The organism is Streptomyces sp. NPDC017940, from assembly GCF_044328435.1.
Lineage (GTDB): Bacteria > Actinomycetota > Actinomycetes > Streptomycetales > Streptomycetaceae > Streptomyces.
The window spans coordinates 1,136,839-1,159,428 of record NZ_JBIRHJ010000001.1 but is presented as its reverse complement, the minus strand read 5'-3'; the positions used below and the strand labels follow the sequence as shown (position 1 = coordinate 1,159,428).

Genomic DNA, 22,590 nt, shown 5'->3' with positions numbered 1-22,590 from the left:
TGGAAGCGATTCTGGTCACACAGAGTGTGGGCGGTCTAGACCCTTTCGGCGAAGCGGCCGAACCGTAATCACCGTTGCGCGGTGCGCTACGCCGTGCAACCGCCGTTGCATCGCCCGCAATGACGTGTTAACCCCCCGGCCAACCCCCCAGGCAGCGAAAAAACGCGACGCCCACCCAGTGTCCGGTCGGGGACAGGGCAGGCGTCGCGCCAGTTCCGTACGCCGTTGTACGGGACGTATGAGGGGCCGTACGGGTTACACCGTGAGCGACCGGTCGGTCGGGCGAATGGGCGAGGGAAGATCACTCGCACCGGTGAGGAAACGGTCCACGCCCCGGGCCGCGGAGCGGCCCTCGGCGATGGCCCACACGATGAGCGACTGGCCGCGGCCCGCGTCACCGGCCACGAAGACCCCGGGCACATTCGTCTGGAACTCGCCGTCGCGGGCGACGTTGCCGCGGGCGTCCAGGTCGAGCCCGAACTGGTCCACCAGGCCGTTCTCACGGTCCGTGCCGGTGAAGCCCATCGCGAGGGTCACCAGCTGGGCGGGGATGCGCCGCTCGGTGCCCGGCTTCGGGGTGAGCCTGCCGTCCACGAACTCGACCTCGACCAGGTGCAGGAACTGCACGTTCCCGTCCTCGTCGCCCTCGAAGTGGGTGGTCGAGACGGAATAGACCCGCTCGCCGCCCTCCTCGTGGGCCGAGGTGACCTTGTAGAGCATCGGGAAGGTCGGCCAGGGCTGGCCGGGGGCCCGCTCCTCGCCGGGGCGGGGCATGATCTCCAGCTGGGTGACGGAGGCCGCGCCCTGCCGGTGCGCGGTGCCGACGCAGTCCGCGCCGGTGTCGCCGCCGCCGATGACGACGACGTGCTTGCCCTCGGCGGAGACGGGCGTGGTGACGTAGTCGCCCTCCTGCACCTTGTTGGCGAGCGGCAGGTACTCCATGGCCTGGTACACGCCCTTGAGTTCCCGGCCGGGGACGGGCAGGTCACGGGCGGTGGTGGCACCCGCAGCGATGACCACGGCGTCGTAGCGCTTGCGCAGCTTCGCCGCGTCGATGTCGCGGCCGATCTCCACGCCGGTGCGGAACTTGGTGCCCTCCGCGCGCATCTGCTCGATGCGGCGGTTGATGTGCCGCTTCTCCATCTTGAACTCGGGGATGCCGTAGCGCAGCAGGCCGCCGATGCGGTCGGCGCGCTCGTACACGGCGACGGTGTGCCCGGCCCGGGTGAGCTGCTGGGCGGCGGCGAGGCCCGCGGGGCCCGAGCCGATCACGGCGACCGTCTTGCCGGAGAGCCGCTCGGGCGCCTGCGGCGCCACGTCACCGGTCTCCCAGGCCTTGTCGATGATGGCGACTTCGACGTTCTTGATGGTGACGGGCGGCTGGTTGATGCCGAGGACGCACGCCGCCTCGCAGGGCGCGGGGCACAGCCGGCCGGTGAACTCCGGGAAGTTGTTGGTGGCGTGCAGCCGCTCCTGCGCCGCCGACCAGTCCTCGCGGTAGGCGTAGTCGTTCCACTCGGGGATGAGGTTCCCGAGCGGGCAGCCGTTGTGGCAGAACGGGATGCCGCAGTCCATGCAGCGCGAGGCCTGCTTGGAGATGATCGGCAGCAGCGATCCGGGAACGTGGACCTCGTTCCAGTCCTGGACGCGCTCCGCCACCGGGCGGGTCTTCGCGACCTCGCGGCCGTGCTGCAAGAAGCCCTTGGGATCAGCCATAGGTCGCCGCCTCCATCATCTTCTCGGTGATCTCGGTCTCGGAGAGACCGGCTCGCTCGGCGGCGTCCTTGGCGGCGAGCACTGCCTTGTACGTACGGGGGATGATCCTGCTGAAGCGGGCCGCGGACGCGTCCCAGTCCGCGAGCAGCTTCGCGGCGACGGTGGAGCCCGTCTCCTCCTGGTGGCGGCGCACGACGTCGTGCAGCCACTGCTTGTCGGTGTCCTCGAGGGGCTCGACGGCCGCCACGTTCCCGGCGTTGACGTTGTCGCGGTCCAGGTCGACGACGTACGCGATGCCGCCCGACATGCCGGCCGCGAAGTTGCGGCCCGTCTCGCCGAGGACGACGGCGTGGCCGCCGGTCATGTACTCGCAGCCGTGGTCGCCGACGCCCTCGGACACCACGAGGGCGCCGGAGTTGCGTACGCAGAACCGCTCGCCGGTGCGGCCGCGCAGGAACAGCTCGCCGCCGGTCGCGCCGTAGGCGATGGTGTTGCCCGCGATGGTGGAGTACTCGGCGAGGTGGTCGGCGCCGCGGTCGGGGCGTACGACGATCCGGCCGCCGGAGAGGCCCTTGCCGACGTAGTCGTTGGCGTCGCCCTCCAGGCGCAGCGTCACACCGCGCGGCACGAACGCGCCGAAGGACTGGCCCGCGGAGCCGGTGAAGGTGATGTCGATGGTGTCGTCGGGCAGGCCCGCGCCGCCGAACTTCTTCGTCACCTCGTGGCCGAGCATGGTGCCGACCGTGCGGTTGATGTTGCGGATGGCGACCTGGGCGCGGACCGGCTGGGCGTCCTGGAGGCAGTCCGCTGCGAGCGCGTCCGCGGCCAGCTTGATCAGCTCGTTGTCGAGGGCCTTCTCCAGGCCGTGGTCCTGGGCGACGACCTGGTGGCGCACGGCGCCGCCGGGCAGGTCGGGGACGTGGAACAGCGGTTCCAGGTTCAGGCCCTGCGCCTTCCAGTGGTCCACGGCCCGCTCGGTGTCGAGGAGTTCGGCGTGGCCGACGGCCTCCTCGATGGAGCGGAAGCCGAGTTCGGCGAGCAGCTCGCGGACCTCTTCGGCGATGAACTCGAAGAAGTTCACGATGTACTCGGCCTTGCCGCTGAAGCGCTCGCGCAGCGTGGGGTTCTGCGTGGCGATGCCGACCGGGCAGGTGTCCAGGTGGCAGACGCGCATCATCACGCAGCCGGACACGACGAGCGGCGCGGTGGCGAAGCCGAACTCCTCGGCGCCGAGCAGCGCCGCGATCACCACGTCACGGCCGGTCTTCAGCTGGCCGTCGGTCTGGACGACGATGCGGTCGCGCAGGCCGTTGAGGAGCAGGGTCTGCTGAGTCTCGGCGAGGCCGAGCTCCCAGGGGCCGCCCGCGTGCTTGAGCGAGGTCAGCGGGGACGCGCCGGTACCGCCGTCGTGGCCGGAGATCAGGACGACGTCCGCGTGCGCCTTGGAGACGCCCGCGGCGACCGTGCCGACGCCGACCTCGGAGACCAGCTTCACGTGGATGCGGGCCTGCGGGTTGGCGTTCTTCAGGTCGTGGATGAGCTGGGCGAGGTCCTCGATGGAGTAGATGTCGTGGTGCGGGGGCGGCGAGATCAGGCCGACGCCCGGGGTGGAGTGCCGGGTCCTCGCGACCCACGGGTAGACCTTGTGCCCCGGCAGCTGGCCGCCCTCGCCGGGCTTGGCGCCCTGGGCCATCTTGATCTGGATGTCGTCGGCGTTGACCAGGTACTCGGAGGTGACGCCGAAGCGGCCGGAGGCGACCTGCTTGATGCTGGAGCGCCGCGCCGGGTCGTAGAGCCGGTCCGCGTCCTCGCCGCCCTCACCGGTGTTGGACTTGCCGCCCAGCTGGTTCATGGCGATGGCGAGGGTCTCGTGCGCCTCCTTGGAGATGGAGCCGTACGACATGGCGCCGGTGGAGAAGCGCTTGACGATCTCGGAGGCGGGCTCGACCTCGTCGAGGGGGATCGGCCGGCGGCCCTCCTTGAAGCCGAACAGGCCGCGCAGGGTCATCAGGCGCTCGGACTGCTCGTTCACGCGGCCCGTGTACTGCTTGAAGATGTCGTAGCGGCGGCTGCGCGTGGAGTGCTGGAGGCGGAAGACCGTGTCGGGGTCGAACAGGTGCGGTTCGCCCTCGCGGCGCCACTGGTACTCGCCCCCTATGTCGAGGGCGCGGTGCGCCGAGGGGACGCCGGACGCGGGGTAGGCCTTGGCGTGCCGGGCTGCGACCTCCGCGGCGATGACGTCGATGCCGACGCCGCCGATCTTGGAGGTGGTGCCGTTGAAGTACTTCTCGACGAAGGACTCCTCGAGGCCGATGGCTTCGAAGACCTGGGCGCCGCGGTAGGAGGCGACGGTGGAGATGCCCATCTTGGACATCACCTTCAGCACGCCCTTGCCGAGGGCCTTGATGAGGTTGCGGATCGCCGTCTCGGCGCCGCCGTCGGTGGCCTGGAGGAACGTGCCCGCGCGGACCAGGTCCTCGACGGACTCCATGGCCAGGTACGGGTTGACGGCGGCGGCGCCGAACCCGATGAGCAGGGCGACGTGGTGCACCTCGCGCACGTCGCCCGCCTCCACGAGCAGGCCGACCTGGGTGCGCTGCTTGGTGCGGATGAGGTGGTGGTGGACGGCCGCGGTGAGCAGCAGCGAGGGGATGGGGGCGTGCTCGGCGTCGGAGTGCCGGTCGGAGAGCACGATCAGGCGGGCGCCGGCCTCGATGGCGGCGTCGGCCTCGACGCACATCTCCTCGATGCGGGCGGCCAGGGCGTCGCCGCCGCCGCCCACCCGGTACAGGCCGGAGAGGGTCGCGGCCTTCATGCCCGGCATGTCGCCGTCGGCGTTGATGTGGATGAGCTTGGCCAGCTCGTCGTTGTCGATCACCGGGAAGGGCAGGGTGACGGACCGGCAGGACGCGGCCGTCGGCTCCAGGAGGTTGCCCTGCGGGCCGAGGGTGGAGTGCAGCGAGGTGACGAGTTCCTCGCGGATGGCGTCGAGCGGCGGGTTGGTGACCTGCGCGAAGAGCTGCGTGAAGTAGTCGAAGATCAGCCGCGGGCGGTCGGAGAGCGCGGCGATCGGCGTGTCCGTGCCCATCGAGCCGATCGGTTCCGCGCCCGTCTTGGCCATCGGCGCGAGCAGGATCCGCAGCTCCTCCTCGGTGTAGCCGAAGGTCTGCTGGCGGCGGGTGACGGAGGCGTGCGTGTGCACGATGTGCTCGCGCTCGGGCAGGTCGGAGAGCTCGATCCCGCCGGCTTCCAGCCACTCCTGGTACGGCTTCTCGGCGGCGAGGCCCGCCTTGATCTCGTCGTCCTCGACGATGCGGTGCTCGGCGGTGTCGACGAGGAACATCCGGCCGGGCTGGAGGCGGCCCTTGCGGACGACCTTGGCGGGGTCGATGTCGAGGACGCCGACCTCGGAGCCGAGGACGACCAGGCCGTCGTCGGTGACCCAGTAGCGTCCCGGGCGCAGGCCGTTGCGGTCGAGGACCGCGCCGACCTGGGTGCCGTCGGTGAAGGTGACGCAGGCGGGGCCGTCCCAGGGCTCCATCATCGTGGAGTGGTACTGGTAGAAGGCGCGGCGGGCGGGGTCCATGGAGCCGTGGTTCTCCCACGCCTCCGGGATCATCATCAGGACCGAGTGCGGCAGCGTGCGCCCGCCGAGGTGGAGGAGTTCCAGGACCTCGTCGAAGGACGCGGAGTCGGAGGCGTCCGGCGTGCAGACGGGGAAGATCCGCTCGAGGTTGCCGTCGCCGAACAGGTCGGAGGCGAGCTGGGACTCGCGGGCGCGCATCCAGTTGCGGTTGCCCTTGACCGTGTTGATCTCGCCGTTGTGCGCCACGAAGCGGTACGGGTGCGCGAGCGGCCAGCTGGGGAAGGTGTTCGTGGAGAAGCGCGAGTGGACGAGCGCGACGGCCGTGGCGAAGCGGCGGTCCGACAGGTCGGGGAAGAAGGGCTCGAGCTGCCCGGTGGTGAGCATGCCCTTGTAGACGATGGTGCGGGCCGAGAGCGACGGGAAGTAGGTGGCCGCCTCGCGCTCGGCGCGCTTGCGCAGCACGAACGCCTTGCGGTCCAGGTCGAGTCCGCTCGTGCCGTTGGACACGAACAGCTGGCGGAAGACCGGCATCGTCGAGCGGGCGGTGGCGCCGAGCAGGGTCGGGGCGACCGGGACCTCGCGCCAGCCGAGCACCGTCAGGCCTTCGTCGGCGGCGATCGTCTCGATGCGCGAGACGGCGTCGTCGGTGCCGGTGGTCGGCAGGAAGGCGATGCCGACGGCGTACGCACCCGGGGCGGGCAGCTCGAAGGCGGCGGCCTCGCGCAGGAACGCGTCCGGGACCTGGAGCAGGATGCCCGCGCCGTCACCGGAGTCGGGCTCGGAACCGGTGGCCCCGCGGTGTTCGAGATTGCGCAGTACGGTCAGCGCCTGCTCGACGAGCTCATGGCTCGCCACACCGGTGAGGGTGGCCACGAACCCGACACCGCAGGCGTCGTGTTCGTTCCTGGGGTCGTACATCCCCTGGGGGGCGGGGCGACCGTCCATGGGCGACCAGGCGTCGGAACGCATCGGCACTCCCGTCGTCGTGATGGGGGCGACCTCCCGGGCGGAAAAGGGGCTCCGGGGGCGCGAGCGGCGATAGGGACGACGTTGGCCCTGGCTAAATTTCGTGCAGGTTACATGATGGACCGCTTCTCGAAAAGCGGATACTTCATTCCAGCATGTGGACAGAGCGCTCCGGGGTGGCGAGCGGAGAAAAAGGGGCTCCGGCGGACAGATCGTTGACCGCGGGGCCCGGAGCGTCACGGGCCTCGTTGCCCGCAGCGCTTACGGCTCATGCCCAGCCACGAAGGAATCGAAACCGCACGGTAACGACTACTTATGCAGGATCCTGCATACACCTGCGACCGCCTATCCTACGGCCGTCCCGAACAGTGTGCCCAGGGCGTACGTCACACCCGCCGCCGCGCCGCCCAGAGCCAGCTGCCGCAGCCCGCTGAACCACCAGGACCGCGCGGTCACCCTGGCCACCACCGCACCGCAGGCGAAGAGCCCCACCAGGGCGAGCAGCACCGCGGGCCACAGCGCGTCGGCGCCGAGCAGGTACGGCAGCACGGGAAGGAGCGCGCCGAGCGCGAACGCGCCGAAGGACGACACGGCGGCGACCGGGGGCGAGGGCAGGTCGCCCGGGTCGATGCCGAGCTCCTCGCGGGCGTGGATCTCCAGGGCCTGCTCGGGGTCCTCGGACAGCTGCCGGGCGACCTCGCGGGCGAGACCGGCCTCGACGCCGCGCGACTCGTAGAGCGCCGCCAGCTCCCGCTCCTCGTCCTTGGGGTGCTTGCGCAGCTCCCTGCGCTCCACGGCCAGTTCCGCCTCGACCAGCTCGCGCTGGGAGGCGACGGAGGTGTACTCGCCCGCCGCCATGGAGAAGGCGCCCGCGGCGAGGCCCGAGAGGCCGGTGATGACGATGGTCTGCTGCGAGACGGATCCGCCTGCGACACCGGTCATCAGCGCGAGGTTGGACACGAGGCCGTCCATGGCGCCGAACACGGCGGGGCGCAGCCAGCCGCCGTTGACGTCGCGGTGGGTGTGGTTGTCGCGGTGCGCCTCGTGGAGTGCTGCTTCGGTCTCGATGATGGCCATGGCGGACCCGTGCTCCTTCCTGGTGCGGACGGGGACACGTGGCGCGCCTCGCGGCTCCGCGCCCCGGCACACACGGACAGGGCCCTTTGGGCCCCGTCTCCTCCCCCTGAACACCATCGAAAGTACGCGCGAAAAATCTTGTCCGCCAGCAAGGAAGGCCGTACTTACCTGTGAAAACGCCGCGAACCGACCCGGCGGTGCGGGCCTCGCTCAGCCCTTCTCGGCGGCCGACTCCGCGGTCCCCTTGGACTTCGCGTCGGCCTGGACGGAGGCGGAGCCGGAGCCGGTGGAGCTGGAGCCGGTGGAGCTGGAGCCGGTGGAGCTGGAGCCGGAGCCCGTGGAGTCGGAGCCCGTGGAGTCGGACTCGGTGGAGTCCGAGGGCTCGCCTCCGTCGGTCTTCACGCCGTCGCCGCCGCCAAGGACCCCGGACCCCGCGGAGGGCTCGACGACCTCCTCGCGCCCCGGCCGCGTACGCGCCGACACCACGAAGTAGACGACGGCGAGCACGAGGACGGCGAGAGCGGTCCAGTTGTTGAGGCGCAGGCCGAGGAACTCATGGGCGTCGTCGACGCGCATGTACTCGATCCAGAAGCGGCCCACGCAGTACGAGGCGACGTAGAGGGCGAAGGCGCGGCCGTGGCCGAGCTTGAAGCGGCGGTCGGCCCAGATGACCAGGGCGGCGACGCCGATGCACCACAGCGACTCGTACAGGAACGTCGGGTGGTAGGTGCCGGGCACCCGCCCGTCCTCCGCGGACGTGATCTTCAGGGCCCACGGCAGGTCCGTCTCCTTGCCGTACAGCTCCTGGTTGAACCAGTTGCCCCAGCGGCCGATCGCCTGGGCGACGGCGATGCCGGGCGCGAGGGCGTCGGCCCACGCGGGCAGCGGGATCCCGCGCCGGCGACAGCCGATCCACGCGCCGACCGCGCCGAAGGCGATCGCGCCCCAGATGCCGAGCCCGCCCTCCCAGATCTTGAAGGCGTCCACCCAGTCGCGGCCGTCGCTGAAGTACAGCTGATAGTCCGTGATCACGTGGTAGAGGCGGCCGCCGACGAGCCCGAAGGGCACCGCCCACACGGAGATGTCGGCCACGGTGCCTGGTCGGCCGCCGCGGGCGATCCATCGCTTGTTGCCGAGCCACACGGCAACGAAGACGCCGATGATGATGCAGAACGCGTAGCCGCGCAGCGGGATGGGACCGAGGTCGACCACTCCGCGGGACGGGCTGGGGATGTAGGCAAATTCCATGGCAGGGTCGACGCTACCGTGCCGGGCGGCGGCGACGGCAGCCAGCCCGGCAACGGGTCAGTAACGGGACCGGGCGGCCGGACGCCGCCCGTCCCCGTGTCGGGCTACTGGTTGGCCTTCTCCACCTGGGCCTTCAGCTTCTGGGGCGTCAGCGGGTTCTTCTGGTCGCTGAAGATGTCCTTGCCGTCGAGCAGGACCGTGGGCGTGCCGCGCAGCTTGGCCTTCTGGAAGGCCTCGTTGGACTTGCCGACCCAGCTGTCGTGGCTGCCGTCGTCCACGCACTTCTTGAACGTGTCCGTCACCAGTCCTTCGACCTTTCCGGCGAGGTCGAGGAGCTTGGCGTTGTCTCCGAAGGCGTCGTCGGGCTCCGGGGGCTGGTTCTTGAACAGCTCGTCGTGGTACGGAGCGAACTTGCCGGCGTCCTGGGCGCAGGCGGCGGCGTTGGCCGCGCGCAGGGAGCCGCTGCCGCCCATGTTCCCGTCGATGAGGGTCGCGAGGTGGTACTCCACCTTCAGCTTGCCCTGGGCGGTCAGCTCGTTGATCGTCGAGCGGTACATGTCCTCGAACTGCTTGCAGGCCGGGCAGCGGAAGTCCTCCCAGACGGTGAGCCGGGACTTGGCGCTGTCCTTGCCGAGGGGGATGGAGAGACCGCCGTCGCCGCTCGCCCCCTTCGGCGCGACGACCGGGCCCGAGGTGTCCTTCTTCTTGTCGTCGCCGGAGTTCGCCGCGAGCAGGCCGACGACCGCGGCCAGGGCGAGCACCCCGACGACGGTCACACTCACCAGGAGCACACGGCGCCGCTTGTCGCGCGCCTTCTCCCGCTCTCGCTCTTCCGCCATCCGCTCGCGGGCCGTTCGCTTGCCTTCTCGGTTCATCTCGCTCACACCCGGCAAACGAACCGGGGAGGCCCCAGCGTGCCTCCCCGGCCCAAGGCCACTCTTAAGGATTACGCGTGTCCGCGCACTCCTTCGGCGAGTTCACCCGCGAGCGCACGGACCGCGGCGACGCCGGCCGCCTCGTCGGCCGCGTCGAGCATCCGCTGGACGAACGCGGAACCCACGATGACGCCGTCGGCGAAGCCCGCGACCTCGGCGGCCTGGCGGGCGTCGGAGACGCCGAGGCCGACACAGACCGGCAGGTCCGTGGTGGCGCGGGTGCGCTCCACCAGGTTCTGCGCCTGGACGCCCACGGACGCGCGGGTGCCGGTGACCCCCATCAGCGAGGCCGCGTACACGAAGCCGGAGCCCGCCGCGGTGATCGTCGCGAGCCGTTCGTCCCTGCTGCTCGGGGCGACCACGAAGACCGTGGCGAGGTCGTGCTTGGCGGCGTGCTCGCGCCACCGCGCCGACTCCTGGACCGGCAGGTCGGGCAGGATGCAGCCGGCGCCGCCCGCTTCGGCAAGCTCGGCGGTGAACCGCTCGACGCCGTAGCGGTCGACGGGGTTGAAGTACGTCATGACGAGGACGGGCTTGCCGGTGGCCGCGTGCGCCTCGCGCACCGTCCGCAGTACGTCCGCGATCCTGACGCCGCCGCGCAGGGCGATGTCGTCGGCGGTCTGGATGACGGGCCCGTCCAGGACGGGGTCGCTGTGCGGGAGGCCGACCTCGACCACGTCCGCGCCGCCGTCGAAGGCGGCCTTGACCGCCTCGATGCCGCCGTCCACGGTGGGGAAGCCCGCGGGCAGATAGGCGATGAGGGCGGCCCTGCCCTCGGCCTTCGCGGCGGCGAGGGTCCGGTCCAACAGCTCGATGGTGCCGCTCACTTGGCGTCCCCCTCGATCTCGGCACCGTCGCCCGCGGCGTCCGCGGCGACGGTGGCGTCGGTGGCGTACAGGTCGAAGTAGCGGGCGGCGGTGTCCATGTCCTTGTCGCCGCGTCCCGACAGGTTGACCACGAGCAGGCCGTCCTCGCCCAGCTCGCGGCCGATCTCCAGGGCGCCCGCGAGGGCGTGCGCGCTCTCGATCGCCGGGATGATGCCCTCGGTGCGCGAGAGCAGGCGCAGGGCCTGCATCGCCGCGTCGTCGGTGACCGCGCGGTACTCGCCGCGGCCGCTGTCCTTCAGGAAGGCGTGCTCGGGGCCGATGCCGGGGTAGTCCAGGCCCGCGGAGATCGAGTACGGCTCGGTGATCTGGCCCTCGTCGTCCTGGAGCACATAGCTGCGCGAGCCGTGCAGGATGCCGGGCTCGCCCGCGGTGAGGGTGGCCGCGTGCTCACCGGTCTCGATGCCGTGCCCCGCGGGCTCGCAGCCGACGAGACGTACGCCGGTGTCCGGGATGAAGGCGTGGAAGAGGCCGATGGCGTTGGAGCCGCCGCCCACGCAGGCGACGGCGGCGTCGGGCAGCCGTCCCGCGCGCTCCAGGATCTGCCGCCGCGCCTCCACGCCGATGACGCGGTGGAAGTCGCGGACCATGGCGGGGAAGGGGTGCGGGCCCGCGACGGTCCCGAAGAGGTAGTGGGTCCTGTCCACGTTGGCGACCCAGTCGCGGAACGCCTCGTTGATGGCGTCCTTCAGGGTGCGGCTGCCGGACTTCACGGCGATGACCTCGGCGCCGAGCATCCGCATGCGGGCCACGTTCAGGGCCTGGCGCTCGGTGTCGATCTCGCCCATGTAGATGGTGCAGTCCAGGCCGAACAGGGCGCAGGCGGTGGCCGTGGCGACGCCGTGCTGGCCCGCGCCCGTCTCGGCGATGACCCGGGTCTTGCCCATCCGCTTCGTGAGCAGGGCCTGCCCGAGCACATTGTTGATCTTGTGTGACCCGGTGTGGTTGAGGTCCTCGCGCTTGAGGAACACGCGGGCGCCACCGGCGTGTTCGGCGAACCTCGGCACCTCGGTGAGGGCGCTCGGGCGGCCCGTGTAGTTGACCAGGAGGTCGTCGAGTTCGCGGGCGAACTCCGGGTCGGACTTCGCCTTGTCGAACTCGACGGCGACCTCGTCGACGGCGGCGACGAGGGCCTCCGGGATGAACTTGCCGCCGAACGCGCCGAAGTAGCCTTCGGCGCTCGGGGTGCGACCCTCCGGGTCGGGGATGAAGTACTCGCTGGGCATGGGGAACCTCACGTGGAGTGGGGTGGGCTGTGGTCACCGTATGCGCGGGGGCCTTGCCGGCCGGGGCCGGGGGCAGGTGTCCCGCCCCTGGACAGGTACGGGAGAAGCCGCCGCCGCGCGGCGGATCGCTCCCGTCCACCCGCCCGTGACCGTCGTCCTCGGGCCGCGGACCGGCCCGCCGCCGCGCGGCGGATCGTTCCCACCCACCCGTGACTCTCCGCCCGGGGTGCGGGTACGGAAGCCGGGGCACCGCACCGTCCCAGGACTGCCGGGGGTACGGGACGCCCCACCCGCCCGGGGGTCCAGGGGGCGGAGCCCCCGGTCTCGGGAAAGGGGTGGGCTCGGGGAGGTTCGATCCGCCGCGACGGCGAGCAACCCGGACGACGGCGTCCGGCGGTGCCGGAAGGGCCCCGGGCAGGGGCCTAGGCGTGCCGGTGGCGCGGGCGAAGGCGGTGGCGCGCGTCGCGCGGGCGCCATCGCATGCCGTTCACCTGACCGGGCTCGTCCCCGATGACGTACCGCACCCGACGCCCGTGCACCCGCCGCGCAGGCGCCCTGCACCCCCGAGGACGGCACCCGCGCGCGAGCCGCGCGTACGGATCGCGGACCCCGGTGGCGGGCACCGGCGCCGCCGCCGACCGCACGCAGGCGCGCCCGCCGTCCGGGCGCGAACCCGGGCGGACGGCGACGGCGCGGCGGTCGGAGCGCATCGGCGGGTCAGCCCCGCCCGTGCCGCAGCGCGGGGTGGGCCCCGGCGGCGACGAGGTCGGACACGGCGGACCTCGGGTTGCCGCCGGTGACCAGGGACTCGCCCACGAGCACGGCGTCGGCCCCGGCGTTGGCGTAGGCGATGAGGTCGTGCGGCCCGCGCACCCCGGACTCGGCGATCTTGACGACGGAGTCGGGCAGCTCGGGCGCGACGCGCTCGAAGGTGGCGCGGTCGACCTTGAGCGTCTTCAGGTCGCGGGCGTTGACGCCGACGACCTTCGCCCCGGCGTCCACGGCGCGCTCGGCCTCGTCCTCGTCGTGGACCTCCACGATCGGGGTGAGGCCGATGGACTCGGCGCGCTCGATCAGCGACTCCAGGGCCGGCTGGTCGAGGGCGGCGACGATCAGCAGGGCGAGGTCGGCGCCGTACGCGCGGGCCTCCCACAGCTGGTACGAGGTGACGATGAAGTCCTTGCGGAGCACCGGGACGTCGACCTTGGCGCGGACGGCCTCCAGGTCGGCGAGCGAACCGCCGAAGCGGCGCTCCTCGGTGAGCACGGAGATGGCGGCGGCGCCACCCGCCTCGTAGTCGGCGGCGAGCCCGGCGGGGTCGGCGATCGCGGCGAGCGCGCCCTTGGACGGGCTGGAGCGCTTCACCTCGCAGATGACCTTGACGCCGTCGCCGCGCAGCGCGGCCACGCCGTCCTTGGCCGCGGGAGCCTTCGCCGCGCGCTCCTTGAGCTCGTCGAGGCCGACACGCGCCTGTCGCTGTGCGAGGTCGGCACGGACTCCGTCGATGATCTCGTCGAGCACACTCACGCGAGCGGCCCCCTTCCAGGACGGTTGAACCTACGTTCAAGCACTACGGCGGTACTCGGCCCGCCCTCGGTGGGCGACCCCATGGTCACTGCGATGGTATCCGCAGCGGGGCGAAGGACCCGCATCCGGTTGACGCGGGTCCCACCACCTGGACATTTGTCAGGCGCCCGGCGGAGTGCTAAGGGTGCAGCCAGGCGCCGGACGGCAGGTTCCGTACGAGGGTGAACAGGGCGAGGACGGCGCCGACGCCCCACAGGTGCGCCCGGCCGAGCCGGAGCGGCACCGGGCGTCCGCGGGCCGCGGCGGCCGCCCACAGGACCCACACCACCGCGAGGACGCCGAAGCCCGCGACGGCCACCGCGTTGGCCCCGAGCGCCGCGGGCAGGTCGCCGTGGGTGAGGGCGTGGGCGCTGCGCAGGCCGCCGCAGCCGGGGCAGTACAGGCCCGTGTAGTGCAGGAGCGGGCAGGCGGGGTAGTGGCCCGGTTCGTTGGGGTCGACGGCGGCGACGTACGCGAGGGCCGCGGCGACCGAGCCGAGCACGGCGAGCGGCACTCCGAGGCGCCGGAGCGCACCGTCCGCGCCCGGGGGCGCGGTGGTCCCCGGATCTGTGTTCACCCCGGCATTGTCTCCCGCGGGGCACCGGGACGGCCGGATCCGGTACGCCGACGGGGCGGCCGGAAGGTGTTCCGGCCGCCCCGTGGGCGAAGGGTTCGGGTCGGGGTCAGCTCTCGGAGCCCGCCACCCGGGCGGGCCGCTGGGGCTTCTGGCCGAGGCCCGCGAGGCGCATGGCGCCGCCCACGACGCCACCCACGAGGGTGAGTGCCATGCCGGCCCAGAAGCCGATCGGGTTGTCCATCACCATGAACGCGCCCGCGACACAGAAACCGATGAAGGCGATGATGACACCCGTCCAGGCGGCCGGGGTGTGACCGTGTCCGTGGCTGCTGCCCGCCATGACTTGCTCCTCGTAGCTATGCGTGTGGGGTGGTGCGCCGGCCCGGTTCGCCGGTGTCGCGCCACTGTGAGTCGGACGCTCGGCTTCATTGTCCCGTACCCGGGCGTGTGCCCGCGCGCGGGGGTGGGCGCCGGTCCCGGGCGCGTCGGGCGGGTCAGGCCTCGCGGGTGGGGTCCTCGCCGCGGTCGATGGCCTTCCACAGGTCCTCGGGGCGGTCCGGGTCGGGGGCGCGGCGCGGGGCCCGGGGGCGGGGGGCGCCGTCGCGTTCGTAGCGGCCCGACATCGCGGGCCAGTTCCGGCCGCGGACCAGGGCGAGGAGACCGGCGGCGAGGATCAGCGCGCCGGCGGCCACGGCCGCGTAGGGCCAGCCGGTGTGGCTGAGGTCGGAGATCCGCTGGGCGGCGTCGCCGGAGGTCTCGGCGGCCTTGTCGTCGAGGGCGGCGCTGTCGTTCGCGCCGAGCAGCGCGGCCACGACGATGCCGGCGCCGCTGAGCGCGAGCAGCAGCGACACGAGCACCCGGCCCGTGCGGCGCACGGCGAAGACGGCGACGAGCGCGGCGAGGCCCACTATCGCGAGGGCCGCGGGCACGCCCGTGACGTCGCTGCCCTTGGCGGTCAGCGGGAAGTCGCCGCCCGCGACGGCCGCGGTGCCGTGCGCCCAGGACTGCCGGGAGGCGAGCAGCGCGAGGGCCGCGCCCGCGGCGCCGAGCAGCAGGGCGGCGGCGAGGCTGCGCCTGCCGCCGCGCGGGGCGGGGTCGGCGGCCACCTGCGGCGCGTCCTCGGTACGGGGCGTTGGTACGGCAGAAGTCACCCGTCCACTATCCCTCACGGCCCGCGGCGGCGTGCAGGCGGTTCGCGGTATGGATGGCGCGCAGCACGGCGGCGGCCTTGTTGCGGCACTCGGTGTCCTCGGCGACGGGGTCGGAGTCGGCCACGACCCCGGCTCCGGCCTGCACGTACGCCGTGCCCTCGCGCAGCAGCGCGGTGCGGATGGCGATGGCGGTGTCGGAGTCGCCCGCGAAGTCGAGGTAGCCGACGCAGCCGCCGTACAGGCCGCGCCTGGAGGGTTCGAGCTCGTCGATGATCTGCATGGCGCGGGGCTTGGGGGCGCCGGAGAGGGTGCCCGCGGGGAAGCAGGCGGTCAGGACGTCGAAGGCGGTGCGGCCCCCGGCGACCCGTCCGGTGACCGTCGACACGATGTGCATGACGTGGGAGTACTTCTCGACGGACATGAAGTCGACGACCTCGACGGAGCCCGGCTCGCAGACCCGGCCGAGGTCGTTGCGGCCGAGGTCGACGAGCATCAGGTGCTCGGCGCGCTCCTTGGGGTCGGCGAGGAGTTCCTCGGCGAGCGCCTGGTCCTCCTGCGGGGTGGCGCCGCGGTGCCGGGTGCCCGCGATGGGGTGGACCATGGCGCGTCCGTCCTCGACCTTGACGAGGGCCTCGGGCGAGGACCCGACGACGTCGAACGCCTCCCCGTCCCCGTGGGGGAAGCGGAACAGGTACATGTACGGCGAGGGGTTGGTGGCCCGCAGCACGCGGTAGACGTCGAGGGCGCTCGCCTCGCAGGGGGTCTCGAAGCGCTGCGACGGCACGACCTGGAAGGCCTCGCCGGCGCGGATGCGCTCCTTGATGTCCTCGACGGCCTCCTGGTACTGCTCGCCGCCCCACAGCGCGGTGTACGCGGGCAGCTCGGACGGCGGCAGCACGGCGGCGGGCTGGGAGACGGGCCGGGAGAGGTCGGCCTCCATGGCGTCGAGGCGGGCCACGGCGTCGGCGTGGGCCTCGTCGACGCCGCTCGACAGGTCGTTGTGGTTGATCGCGTTGGCGATCAGCAGGACGGAGCCGTCCCAGTGGTCGAGTACGGCGAGGTCGCTGGTGAGGAGCATGGTCAGCTCGGGGAGCCCGAGGTCGTCCCGCTCCCCCGGGCCGATCTTCTCCAGGCGGCGCACGATGTCGTAGCCCAGGTAGCCGACCATGCCGCCGGTGAACGGCGGCAGGCCCGCGGCGCCGGCCAGGTCGCGCGGGGTGTGCAGGGTCTCGACGGTGGCGCGCAGGGCGGCGAGGGGGTTGCCGGAGACGGGGACGCCGACGGGCGGGGTGCCAAGCCAGTGGGCCTCGCCGTCACGGACGGTGAGGGTGGCGGCGCTGCGGACGCCCACGAACGAGTACCGGGACCACGTGCGGCCGTTCTCCGCGGACTCCAGGAGGAAGGTGCCGGGGCGCTCGGCGGCGAGCTTGCGGTAGAGCCCGACCGGGGTGTCGCCGTCCGCGAGGAGCCTGCGGCTGACGGGGATGACGCGGCGGTCGGTCGCGAGCTTGCGGAAGGTCTCCAGGTCCATGGGGACAGACCCTACTGACCCGGTGCGGGGGCGTCGGACACCGGAAGGACGTCGGTGTCGAAGCAGGTGCGGGTGCCCGTGTGGCAGGCGGCGCCGACCTGGTCGACCTGGACGAGGACGGTGTCCGCGTCGCAGTCGAGTGCCACGGACCTCACGTACTGGAAGTGGCCCGAGGTGTCGCCCTTCACCCAGTACTCCTGGCGGCTGCGCGACCAGTAGGTGCAGCGGCCCGTCGTCAGGGTGCGGTGCAGTGCCTCGTCGTCCATCCAGCCGAGCATCAGGACCTCGCCGGTGTCGTACTGCTGGGCGATGGCGGGGACCAGTCCTTCGGCGCTGCGCCTGAGGCGGGCGGCGATCCTGGGGTCGAGGCTGCTGGCCTTGGGCGATGCGGTCATGGGGCCATTGTGGGCCATGGTGGGCGCCCGCCCGGGGGGTGTCCACTGTGCGGACCGGCGCCCCGGTCGTAGGCTGGCTCCATGTCGACCCATGCAAAGCGTGAACGGCTTCTCCTCGCCGATCTGTTGGAGGCGGCGGGACCGGACGCTCCGACCCTCTGCGACGGTTGGCGCACCCGTGATCTCGCGGCCCATGTGGTGGTGCGCGAGCGGCGTGCGGACGCCGCGGGCGGAATCCTGATCAAGCAGCTCGCCTCGCGCCTCGAGCGGGTGCAGGCCGAGTTCGCCGCCAAGCCGTACGAGGAGCTGATCCAGCTCATCCGTACGGGACCGCCGCGGTTCTCGCCCTTCAACCTGAAGCAGGTCGACGAGGCGTCGAACGCCGTGGAGTTCTACGTCCACGCCGAGGACGTGCGCCGGGCCCAGCCCGACTGGACGCCGCGCGACCTCGACCCGGTCTTCGCCGACGCCCTGTGGTCCCGCCTGGAGCGCCTCGCCCGCGTCGTCGGCCGCAAGGCCCCGGTGGGCCTGGTCCTGCGGCGCCCCGACGGCCAGACAGCGGTGGCCCACCGCGGCACTCCGGTGGTCACGGCCACGGGCGAGCCCTCCGAGCTGCTGCTCTTCGCCTTCGGCCGCCAGGAGGCGGCGGACGTGGAACTCACCGGCGAGAAGGACGCGGTCGCCCGGCTGCACGAGACGAAGCAGCTGGGGCTGTGAGCGGGGAGGCCACCGGGCGGTGACTGGGGACGCCACCGGGCGGTGAGTGGGGCCGCCGCCGGGCCGGACGCCTTGAGCGGTGCGGCCCGGAACGGCGCGGCGGTGGTGCGAAACGGCGGCGGCAGGCACGTACCGCGTGCCGACCGCCGCCGTCCCGGCAGATCCTCACCCGTGGCGCCCCGGCTCACCCCGTGGGCGGCCGCGGGCCCACCGCCGTCCCCGCGGTGTCACCGCTGGGACGGACCGCCGCCCTGGTCCCCGCCCAGCTGGTCCCTGAGCTTGTCCTGGGCCGAGTCGACCTGGCCGCTGTACTTGCCCTGGGTCCTGTCGTCGACAAAGTCACCGGCCTTGTCGACGCCCTTCCCTGCCTTGTCCTCGTGACCTTTGAGCATCTGCTTCAGCTTGTCCATCACAGACATGGCCGGCCTCCTTGCTGTCGTCGGTCACCTCAAGCATGGGGTCCGCACCCGCACCTCGCATCCGCACACCCCGCAGCCGCCACAGCCCCACCACGGCCCCCCAGCGCGCTCACCGAAGCCCCGCCACGAACCAGGCGACGGCCGCGCGGCCCAGCGGGGCCGAGTCCGTGCCCGCGTACCGGGGCGGGGCCCTAGCGCACGGGGCTCCCCGCGGCGCGCAGCGTCTCCTTGACCTCGCCGATGCGCAGGTCGCCGAAGTGGAAGACGGAAGCCGCGAGCACCGCGTCCGCGCCCGCCGCGACGGCCGGTGGGAAGTGTGCGAGGCGGCCCGCGCCGCCCGACGCGATGACGGGGACCGAGACGTGCTTGCGGACGGCTTCGATCATCTCGATGTCATAGCCGTCCTTGGTGCCGTCGGCGTCCATCGAGTTCAGGAGGATCTCACCGGCGCCGAGCTCGGCCGCGCGGTGCGCCCACTCGACGGCGTCGATGCCCGCCGACTGGCGGCCGCCGTGCGTGGTGACCTCGAAGGAGCCGGAGGGCGTGCGCCGTGCGTCCACGGAGAGCACGAGCACCTGGCGCCCGAACCGCTCCGCGATCTCCCGGATCAGCTCGGGGCGGGCGATGGCCGCGGTGTTCACGCCCACCTTGTCCGCACCGGCCCGCAGCAGCTTGTCGACGTCCTGCGACGTGCGGACGCCGCCGCCGACGGTGAGCGGGATGAAGACCTGCTCGGCGGTGCGGCGGACCACGTCGTACGTCGTCTCGCGGTCACCGGAGGAGGCGGTGATGTCCAGGAACGTCAGCTCGTCGGCGCCCTCGGCGTCGTACACCTTGGCCATCTCGACGGGGTCGCCCGCGTCGCGCAGGTTCTGGAAGTTGACGCCCTTGACGACCCGGCCGTTGTCCACGTCCAGGCAGGGGATGACCCTGACGGCCAGCGTCATGCGGGGTCTCCTCGGAAGGCTTCCAGCTCCACCTCGACCAGGATGCGCGAGTCGACGAAACCGGAGACGACAGCCATGGTCATCACCGGTCGCACCGAGTCGAAGACCTCCTTGTGCGCCCGGCCCACCGCGTCGACGTCCCGCGCATGGGTGATGAGGAGACGCACGGCCGTCACGGACTCCGGGCCGAGTCCGAACTCGGCGATCGCCGCGAGGGCGTTGGCCATGGCCACCCGCGCCTGCTCGTAGGGGTCGCCCTCGCCGTACAGGATGTCGCCCTTGAAGGACGTGGTGCCGCCGACCACGACCCGGTCGCCCGCCGCGACCGCCCGCGCGAACCCGAAGGCGTCCTCCCACGGGCTTCCGCTCTGCACCCGCCGTACGCCGCTCATGACCGCACCGCCTCGAGGGCCGCTTCCAGGGTGAAGGCCTCGGCGTACAGCGCCTTGCCCACGATCGCGCCCTCCACGCCCTGCGGCACCAGCTCGGCGATGGCCCGCAGGTCGTCCAGGGACGAGACGCCGCCGGAGGCGACGACCGGGCGGTCCGTGGCCGCGCACACGGTGCGCAGGAGCTCCAGGTTCGGGCCCTGGAGGGTGCCGTCCTTGGCGATGTCGGTCACCACGTAGCGCGCGCAGCCCTCGGCGTTCAGGCGCTCCAGGGTCTCGTACAGGTCACCGCCGTCGCGGGTCCAGCCGCGGCCGCGCAGCGTGGTGCCGCGCACGTCGAGGCCGACCGCGATCCTGTCGCCGTACTCGGCGATGACCTTGGCGACCCACTCGGGGGTCTCCAGGGCCGCGGTGCCGAGGTTGACGCGGGTGCAGCCGGTGGCGAGGGCCGCGGCGAGGGTGTCGTCGTCGCGGATGCCGCCGGAGAGTTCCACCTTGATGTCCATGGCGGCCGTGACCTCGGCGATCAGGGGGCGGTTGTCGCCGGTCCCGAACGCCGCGTCCAGATCGACCAGGTGCAGCCACTCGGCGCCCGACCGCTGCCAGGCCAGGGCCGCCTCGAGCGGGGAGCCGTAGGAGGTCTCCGAGCCGGACTCGCCGTGCACGAGGCGTACGGCCCGGCCGTCGCGGACGTCGACGGCGGGAAGGAGTTCGAGGGTGCTCACAGGGTTCCGATCCAGTTGGTGAGGAGCTGGGCGCCGGCGTCGCCGGACTTCTCGGGGTGGAACTGGGTGGCCCACAGGGCGCCGTTCTCGACGGCCGCCACGAAGGGCTCGCCGTGCGTGGACCAGGTGACCTTGGGTGCGCGCAGCGCGGGGTTCGCCGTCTCCAGGGACCAGTCGTGGACCGCGTACGAGTGCACGAAGTAGTAGCGCTCGTCCGGGCGGAGGCCCTTGAACAGCTCGGAGTCGGCGGGCGCGGCGACCGTGTTCCAGCCCATGTGGGGCACGATGTCGGCCTTCAGGGGCTCGACGGCGCCGGGCCACTCGTCCAGGCCCTCGGTCTCGACGCCGTGCTCGATGCCGCGCGCGAAGAGGATCTGCATGCCGACGCAGATGCCAAGGACGGGGCGCCCGCCGGAGAGGCGGCGGCCGATGATCCAGTCGCCGCGCGCGTCCTTCAGCCCCTGCATGCAGGCGGCGAAGGCACCGACGCCCGGCACCAAGAGGCCGTCGGCGTTCATGGCCGCGTCGAAGTCACGGGTGATCTCCACGTCGGCGCCCGCGCGCGCCAGGGCGCGCTCGGCCGAGCGGACGTTGCCGAAGCCGTAGTCGAGGACGACGACCTTCTTCGGCGAACCGGAGGTGCTCAATTCCACACCTCCAGACGGACGATGCCCGCGATCAGGCACATGCCGGCGGCGACGGAGAGCAGCGTGATGACGCTCTTGGACTGCTTCTGCTTGGCGAAGGAGTAGACGCCGCCGAGCAGGAAGAGTCCCACGAAGAGCAGCAGGGTGGAGATGCCGTTCATGGCTTACAGCGCACCCTTCGTGGACGGGAGGATGCCGGCCGCGCGCGGGTCGCGCTCACTGGCGTACCGCAGCGCGCGGGCCAGGGCCTTGAACTGGCACTCCACGATGTGGTGGGCGTTGCGGCCGTAGGGCACGTGGATGTGCAGCGCGATCTGCGCCTGCGCCACGAAGGACTCGAAGATGTGCCGGGTCATCGTCGTGTCGTAGGCGCCGATCATGGGCGCCATGTTCTCGGGCTCGGTGTGCACCAGGTACGGGCGGCCGGAGAGGTCGACGGTCACCTGGGCGAGCGACTCGTCGAGCGGCACCGCGCAGTTGCCGAAGCGGTAGATGCCGACCTTGTCGCCGAGCGCCTGCCTGAAGGCGGAGCCGAGGGCGAGGGCGGTGTCCTCGATCGTGTGGTGCGTGTCGATGTGCAGATCGCCGTCGGTCTTGACCGTGAGGTCGAACAGGCCGTGGCGGCCGAGCTGGTCCAGCATGTGGTCGTAGAAGCCGACTCCGGTCGCCACATCGACCTTGCCGGTGCCGTCGAGGTCGATCTCGACGACGACCGATGTCTCCTTGGTGGTCCGCTCGACCCTGCCTACGCGGCTCATGCGTCCTGCTCCTTCTTCAGTGCGCGTACCGCATCGAGGAACGCGTCGTTTTCGGCGGGGGTCCCGGCGGTGACGCGCAGCCACCCCGGCACTCCGTTGTCCCGGACCAGGACGCCCCGGTCGAGGATCCTCCGCCAGGTCTCGTGGGCGTCGGCGAACCGCCCGAACTGCACGAAGTTGGCGTCCGAGTCCGTCACCTCGTAGCCCGCCGCCCGCAGCTCGCCCACCAGGCGGTCGCGCTCGGCCTTCAGCCGGTCCACGTAGCCGAGGAGCGTGTCCGTGTGCTCCAGGGCGGCGAGCGCGGTGGCCTGGGTGACGGCCGACAGGTGGTAGGGCAGGCGCACCAACTGCACGGCGTCGACGACCGCCGGGTGCGCGGCGAGATAGCCGAGGCGCAGGCCCGCGGCGCCGAACGCCTTGGACATGGTGCGCGAGACGACCAGGTGCGGCCGCCCCGCGAGCAGCGGGAGCAGCGAGTCGCCGTGGCTGAACTCCACGTACGCCTCGTCGACGACCACCATGGCCGGGCCCGCCGCCTGCGCGGCGTCGTACAGGGCGAGGACGGCCTCGCGCGGGACGGCGTTGCCGGTGGGGTTGTTGGGGGTGGTGACGAAGACGACGTCGGGCCGGTGCTCGGTGATCGCCGCGACGGCGGCCGGGACGTCGATCGTGAAGTCGTCGTGGCGCGGCCCGGAGAGCCAGCCGGTGCCGGTGCCGCGCGCGATCAGGCCGTGCATCGAGTACGAGGGTTCGAAGCCGATGGCCGTGCGGCCCGGGCCGCCGAAGGTCTGGAGGAGCTGCTGGATGACCTCGTTGGAGCCGTTGGCCGCCCATACGTTGGCGAGCGTGACCTCGTGGCCGCCGGTCCGTGTCAGGTACTCGGCGAGCCGCGTACGCAGCTCCACCGCGTCCCGGTCGGGGTAGCGGTTCAGGTCCCTGGCGGCCGCGCGCACCCGCTCGGCGATCCGCTCGACGAGGGGCCCGGGCAGCGGGTAGGGGTTCTCGTTGGTGTTCAGGCGTACGGGTACGTCGAGCTGGGGCGCGCCGTAGGGGGACTTGCCGCGCAGTTCGTCGCGCACGGGCAGGTCGTCGATCCCGAGGGCGCCCGCCGCGATGTCCCGCACCGGTTC

The 22,590-nt window shown here is 72.3% G+C and carries 23 protein-coding genes; 1 reads left to right on the top strand and 22 read right to left on the bottom strand.

All coding sequences use genetic code 11. The annotated features are described in order from the left end of the window. Positions 1-255: 255 nt before the first annotated feature. The 14 genes from ACH4DX_RS04890 to hisI form a co-directional block, all read right to left on the bottom strand. The gene (locus ACH4DX_RS04890; RefSeq protein ID WP_398117840.1) at positions 256-1,716 is read right to left on the bottom strand and encodes a glutamate synthase subunit beta; all 1,461 of its coding nucleotides are present in this window, start codon (positions 1,714-1,716) and stop codon (positions 256-258) included. Next, the gene (gene gltB / locus ACH4DX_RS04885; protein ID WP_398154181.1) at positions 1,709-6,220 is read right to left on the bottom strand and encodes a glutamate synthase large subunit; all 4,512 of its coding nucleotides are present in this window, start codon (positions 6,218-6,220) and stop codon (positions 1,709-1,711) included. The genes ACH4DX_RS04890 and gltB overlap by 8 nt, the downstream gene beginning before the upstream one ends. Positions 6,221-6,613: 393 nt before the next feature. After that, a complete protein-coding gene (locus ACH4DX_RS04880; protein ID WP_398153993.1) occupies positions 6,614-7,345 on the bottom strand; it encodes a VIT1/CCC1 transporter family protein in 732 nt (243 codons plus the stop codon). A 210-nt stretch (positions 7,346-7,555) separates the two neighbouring features. Beyond that, positions 7,556-8,593, bottom strand: a complete 1,038-nt coding sequence (gene lgt, locus ACH4DX_RS04875) for a prolipoprotein diacylglyceryl transferase (RefSeq protein WP_398153992.1) — start codon at positions 8,591-8,593, stop codon at positions 7,556-7,558. Positions 8,594-8,697: 104 nt separating this feature from the next. Continuing rightward, a complete protein-coding gene (locus ACH4DX_RS04870; RefSeq protein WP_398117834.1) occupies positions 8,698-9,477 on the bottom strand; it encodes a DsbA family protein in 780 nt (259 codons plus the stop codon). A gap of 62 nt (positions 9,478-9,539) precedes the next feature. Continuing rightward, entirely contained in the window at positions 9,540-10,355 is an 816-nt protein-coding gene (gene trpA / locus ACH4DX_RS04865; RefSeq protein WP_398153991.1) for a tryptophan synthase subunit alpha, read from the bottom strand. Then, positions 10,352-11,638 carry a tryptophan synthase subunit beta gene (gene trpB / locus ACH4DX_RS04860; protein ID WP_398153990.1) on the bottom strand — a complete coding sequence of 429 codons (1,287 nt, stop codon included), beginning with the start codon at positions 11,636-11,638 and terminating at the stop codon, positions 10,352-10,354. Before trpB ends, trpA begins: the two co-directional genes overlap by 4 nt. 422 nt (positions 11,639-12,060) lie before the next feature. After that, complete coding sequence (gene trpM / locus ACH4DX_RS04855) at positions 12,061-12,348, bottom strand: tryptophan biosynthesis modulator TrpM (RefSeq protein WP_398153989.1); 288 nt, start codon at positions 12,346-12,348, stop codon at positions 12,061-12,063. Positions 12,349-12,355: 7 nt separating this feature from the next. After that, positions 12,356-13,165, bottom strand: a complete 810-nt coding sequence (gene trpC / locus ACH4DX_RS04850) for an indole-3-glycerol phosphate synthase TrpC (RefSeq protein WP_398117827.1) — start codon at positions 13,163-13,165, stop codon at positions 12,356-12,358. A gap of 178 nt (positions 13,166-13,343) precedes the next feature. Then, the gene (locus ACH4DX_RS04845; RefSeq protein WP_398153988.1) at positions 13,344-13,781 is read right to left on the bottom strand and encodes a DUF2752 domain-containing protein; all 438 of its coding nucleotides are present in this window, start codon (positions 13,779-13,781) and stop codon (positions 13,344-13,346) included. A 106-nt stretch (positions 13,782-13,887) separates the two neighbouring features. Continuing rightward, positions 13,888-14,121, bottom strand: a complete 234-nt coding sequence (locus ACH4DX_RS04840) for an HGxxPAAW family protein (protein ID WP_398117823.1) — start codon at positions 14,119-14,121, stop codon at positions 13,888-13,890. A 154-nt stretch (positions 14,122-14,275) separates the two neighbouring features. Next, positions 14,276-14,932: a TIGR02234 family membrane protein gene (locus tag ACH4DX_RS04835; protein ID WP_398153987.1), complete on the bottom strand. Its 657-nt coding sequence runs from the start codon at positions 14,930-14,932 to the stop codon at positions 14,276-14,278. 7 nt (positions 14,933-14,939) lie between these two features. Then, complete coding sequence (locus ACH4DX_RS04830) at positions 14,940-16,463, bottom strand: anthranilate synthase component I (RefSeq protein WP_398153986.1); 1,524 nt, start codon at positions 16,461-16,463, stop codon at positions 14,940-14,942. An 11-nt stretch (positions 16,464-16,474) separates the two neighbouring features. Then, a complete protein-coding gene (gene hisI / locus ACH4DX_RS04825; RefSeq protein ID WP_398117817.1) occupies positions 16,475-16,858 on the bottom strand; it encodes a phosphoribosyl-AMP cyclohydrolase in 384 nt (127 codons plus the stop codon). Positions 16,859-16,939: 81 nt separating this feature from the next. On the opposite strand from hisI, the gene ACH4DX_RS04820 reads away from it, so the two are divergent. Next, positions 16,940-17,575 (top strand): TIGR03085 family metal-binding protein, encoded by a 636-nt coding sequence (locus tag ACH4DX_RS04820; protein ID WP_398153985.1) that lies wholly within the window; start codon positions 16,940-16,942, stop codon positions 17,573-17,575. A gap of 227 nt (positions 17,576-17,802) precedes the next feature. Here ACH4DX_RS04820 and ACH4DX_RS04815 read toward each other — a convergent pair whose 3' ends face one another. The 8 genes from ACH4DX_RS04815 to ACH4DX_RS04780 form a co-directional block, all read right to left on the bottom strand. Beyond that, positions 17,803-17,994, bottom strand: coding sequence for an antitoxin (locus tag ACH4DX_RS04815; RefSeq protein ID WP_398117813.1), 192 nt, complete (start codon positions 17,992-17,994; stop codon positions 17,803-17,805). Positions 17,995-18,185: 191 nt separating this feature from the next. Then, positions 18,186-18,941, bottom strand: a complete 756-nt coding sequence (gene hisF, locus ACH4DX_RS04810; protein ID WP_398153984.1) for an imidazole glycerol phosphate synthase subunit HisF — start codon at positions 18,939-18,941, stop codon at positions 18,186-18,188. Continuing rightward, on the bottom strand, positions 18,938-19,333 hold the full coding sequence (locus tag ACH4DX_RS04805) for a Rid family hydrolase (protein WP_398117809.1): 396 nt from the start codon (positions 19,331-19,333) through the stop codon (positions 18,938-18,940). The genes hisF and ACH4DX_RS04805 overlap by 4 nt, the downstream gene beginning before the upstream one ends. Further along, positions 19,330-20,055 (bottom strand): bifunctional 1-(5-phosphoribosyl)-5-((5-phosphoribosylamino)methylideneamino)imidazole-4-carboxamide isomerase/phosphoribosylanthranilate isomerase PriA, encoded by a 726-nt coding sequence (gene priA / locus ACH4DX_RS04800; protein ID WP_398153983.1) that lies wholly within the window; start codon positions 20,053-20,055, stop codon positions 19,330-19,332. Before priA ends, ACH4DX_RS04805 begins: the two co-directional genes overlap by 4 nt. After that, positions 20,052-20,708: an imidazole glycerol phosphate synthase subunit HisH gene (hisH, locus tag ACH4DX_RS04795; RefSeq protein ID WP_398153982.1), complete on the bottom strand. Its 657-nt coding sequence runs from the start codon at positions 20,706-20,708 to the stop codon at positions 20,052-20,054. Before hisH ends, priA begins: the two co-directional genes overlap by 4 nt. Further along, on the bottom strand, positions 20,699-20,863 hold the full coding sequence (locus ACH4DX_RS04790; RefSeq protein ID WP_030564456.1) for a hypothetical protein: 165 nt from the start codon (positions 20,861-20,863) through the stop codon (positions 20,699-20,701). The genes hisH and ACH4DX_RS04790 overlap by 10 nt, the downstream gene beginning before the upstream one ends. A gap of 3 nt (positions 20,864-20,866) precedes the next feature. Continuing rightward, positions 20,867-21,460 carry an imidazoleglycerol-phosphate dehydratase HisB gene (gene hisB / locus ACH4DX_RS04785; RefSeq protein ID WP_398153981.1) on the bottom strand — a complete coding sequence of 198 codons (594 nt, stop codon included), beginning with the start codon at positions 21,458-21,460 and terminating at the stop codon, positions 20,867-20,869. Further along, complete coding sequence (locus ACH4DX_RS04780) at positions 21,457-22,575, bottom strand: histidinol-phosphate transaminase (RefSeq protein WP_398154180.1); 1,119 nt, start codon at positions 22,573-22,575, stop codon at positions 21,457-21,459. Before ACH4DX_RS04780 ends, hisB begins: the two co-directional genes overlap by 4 nt. Between the last annotated feature and the right edge of the window lie 15 nt (positions 22,576-22,590).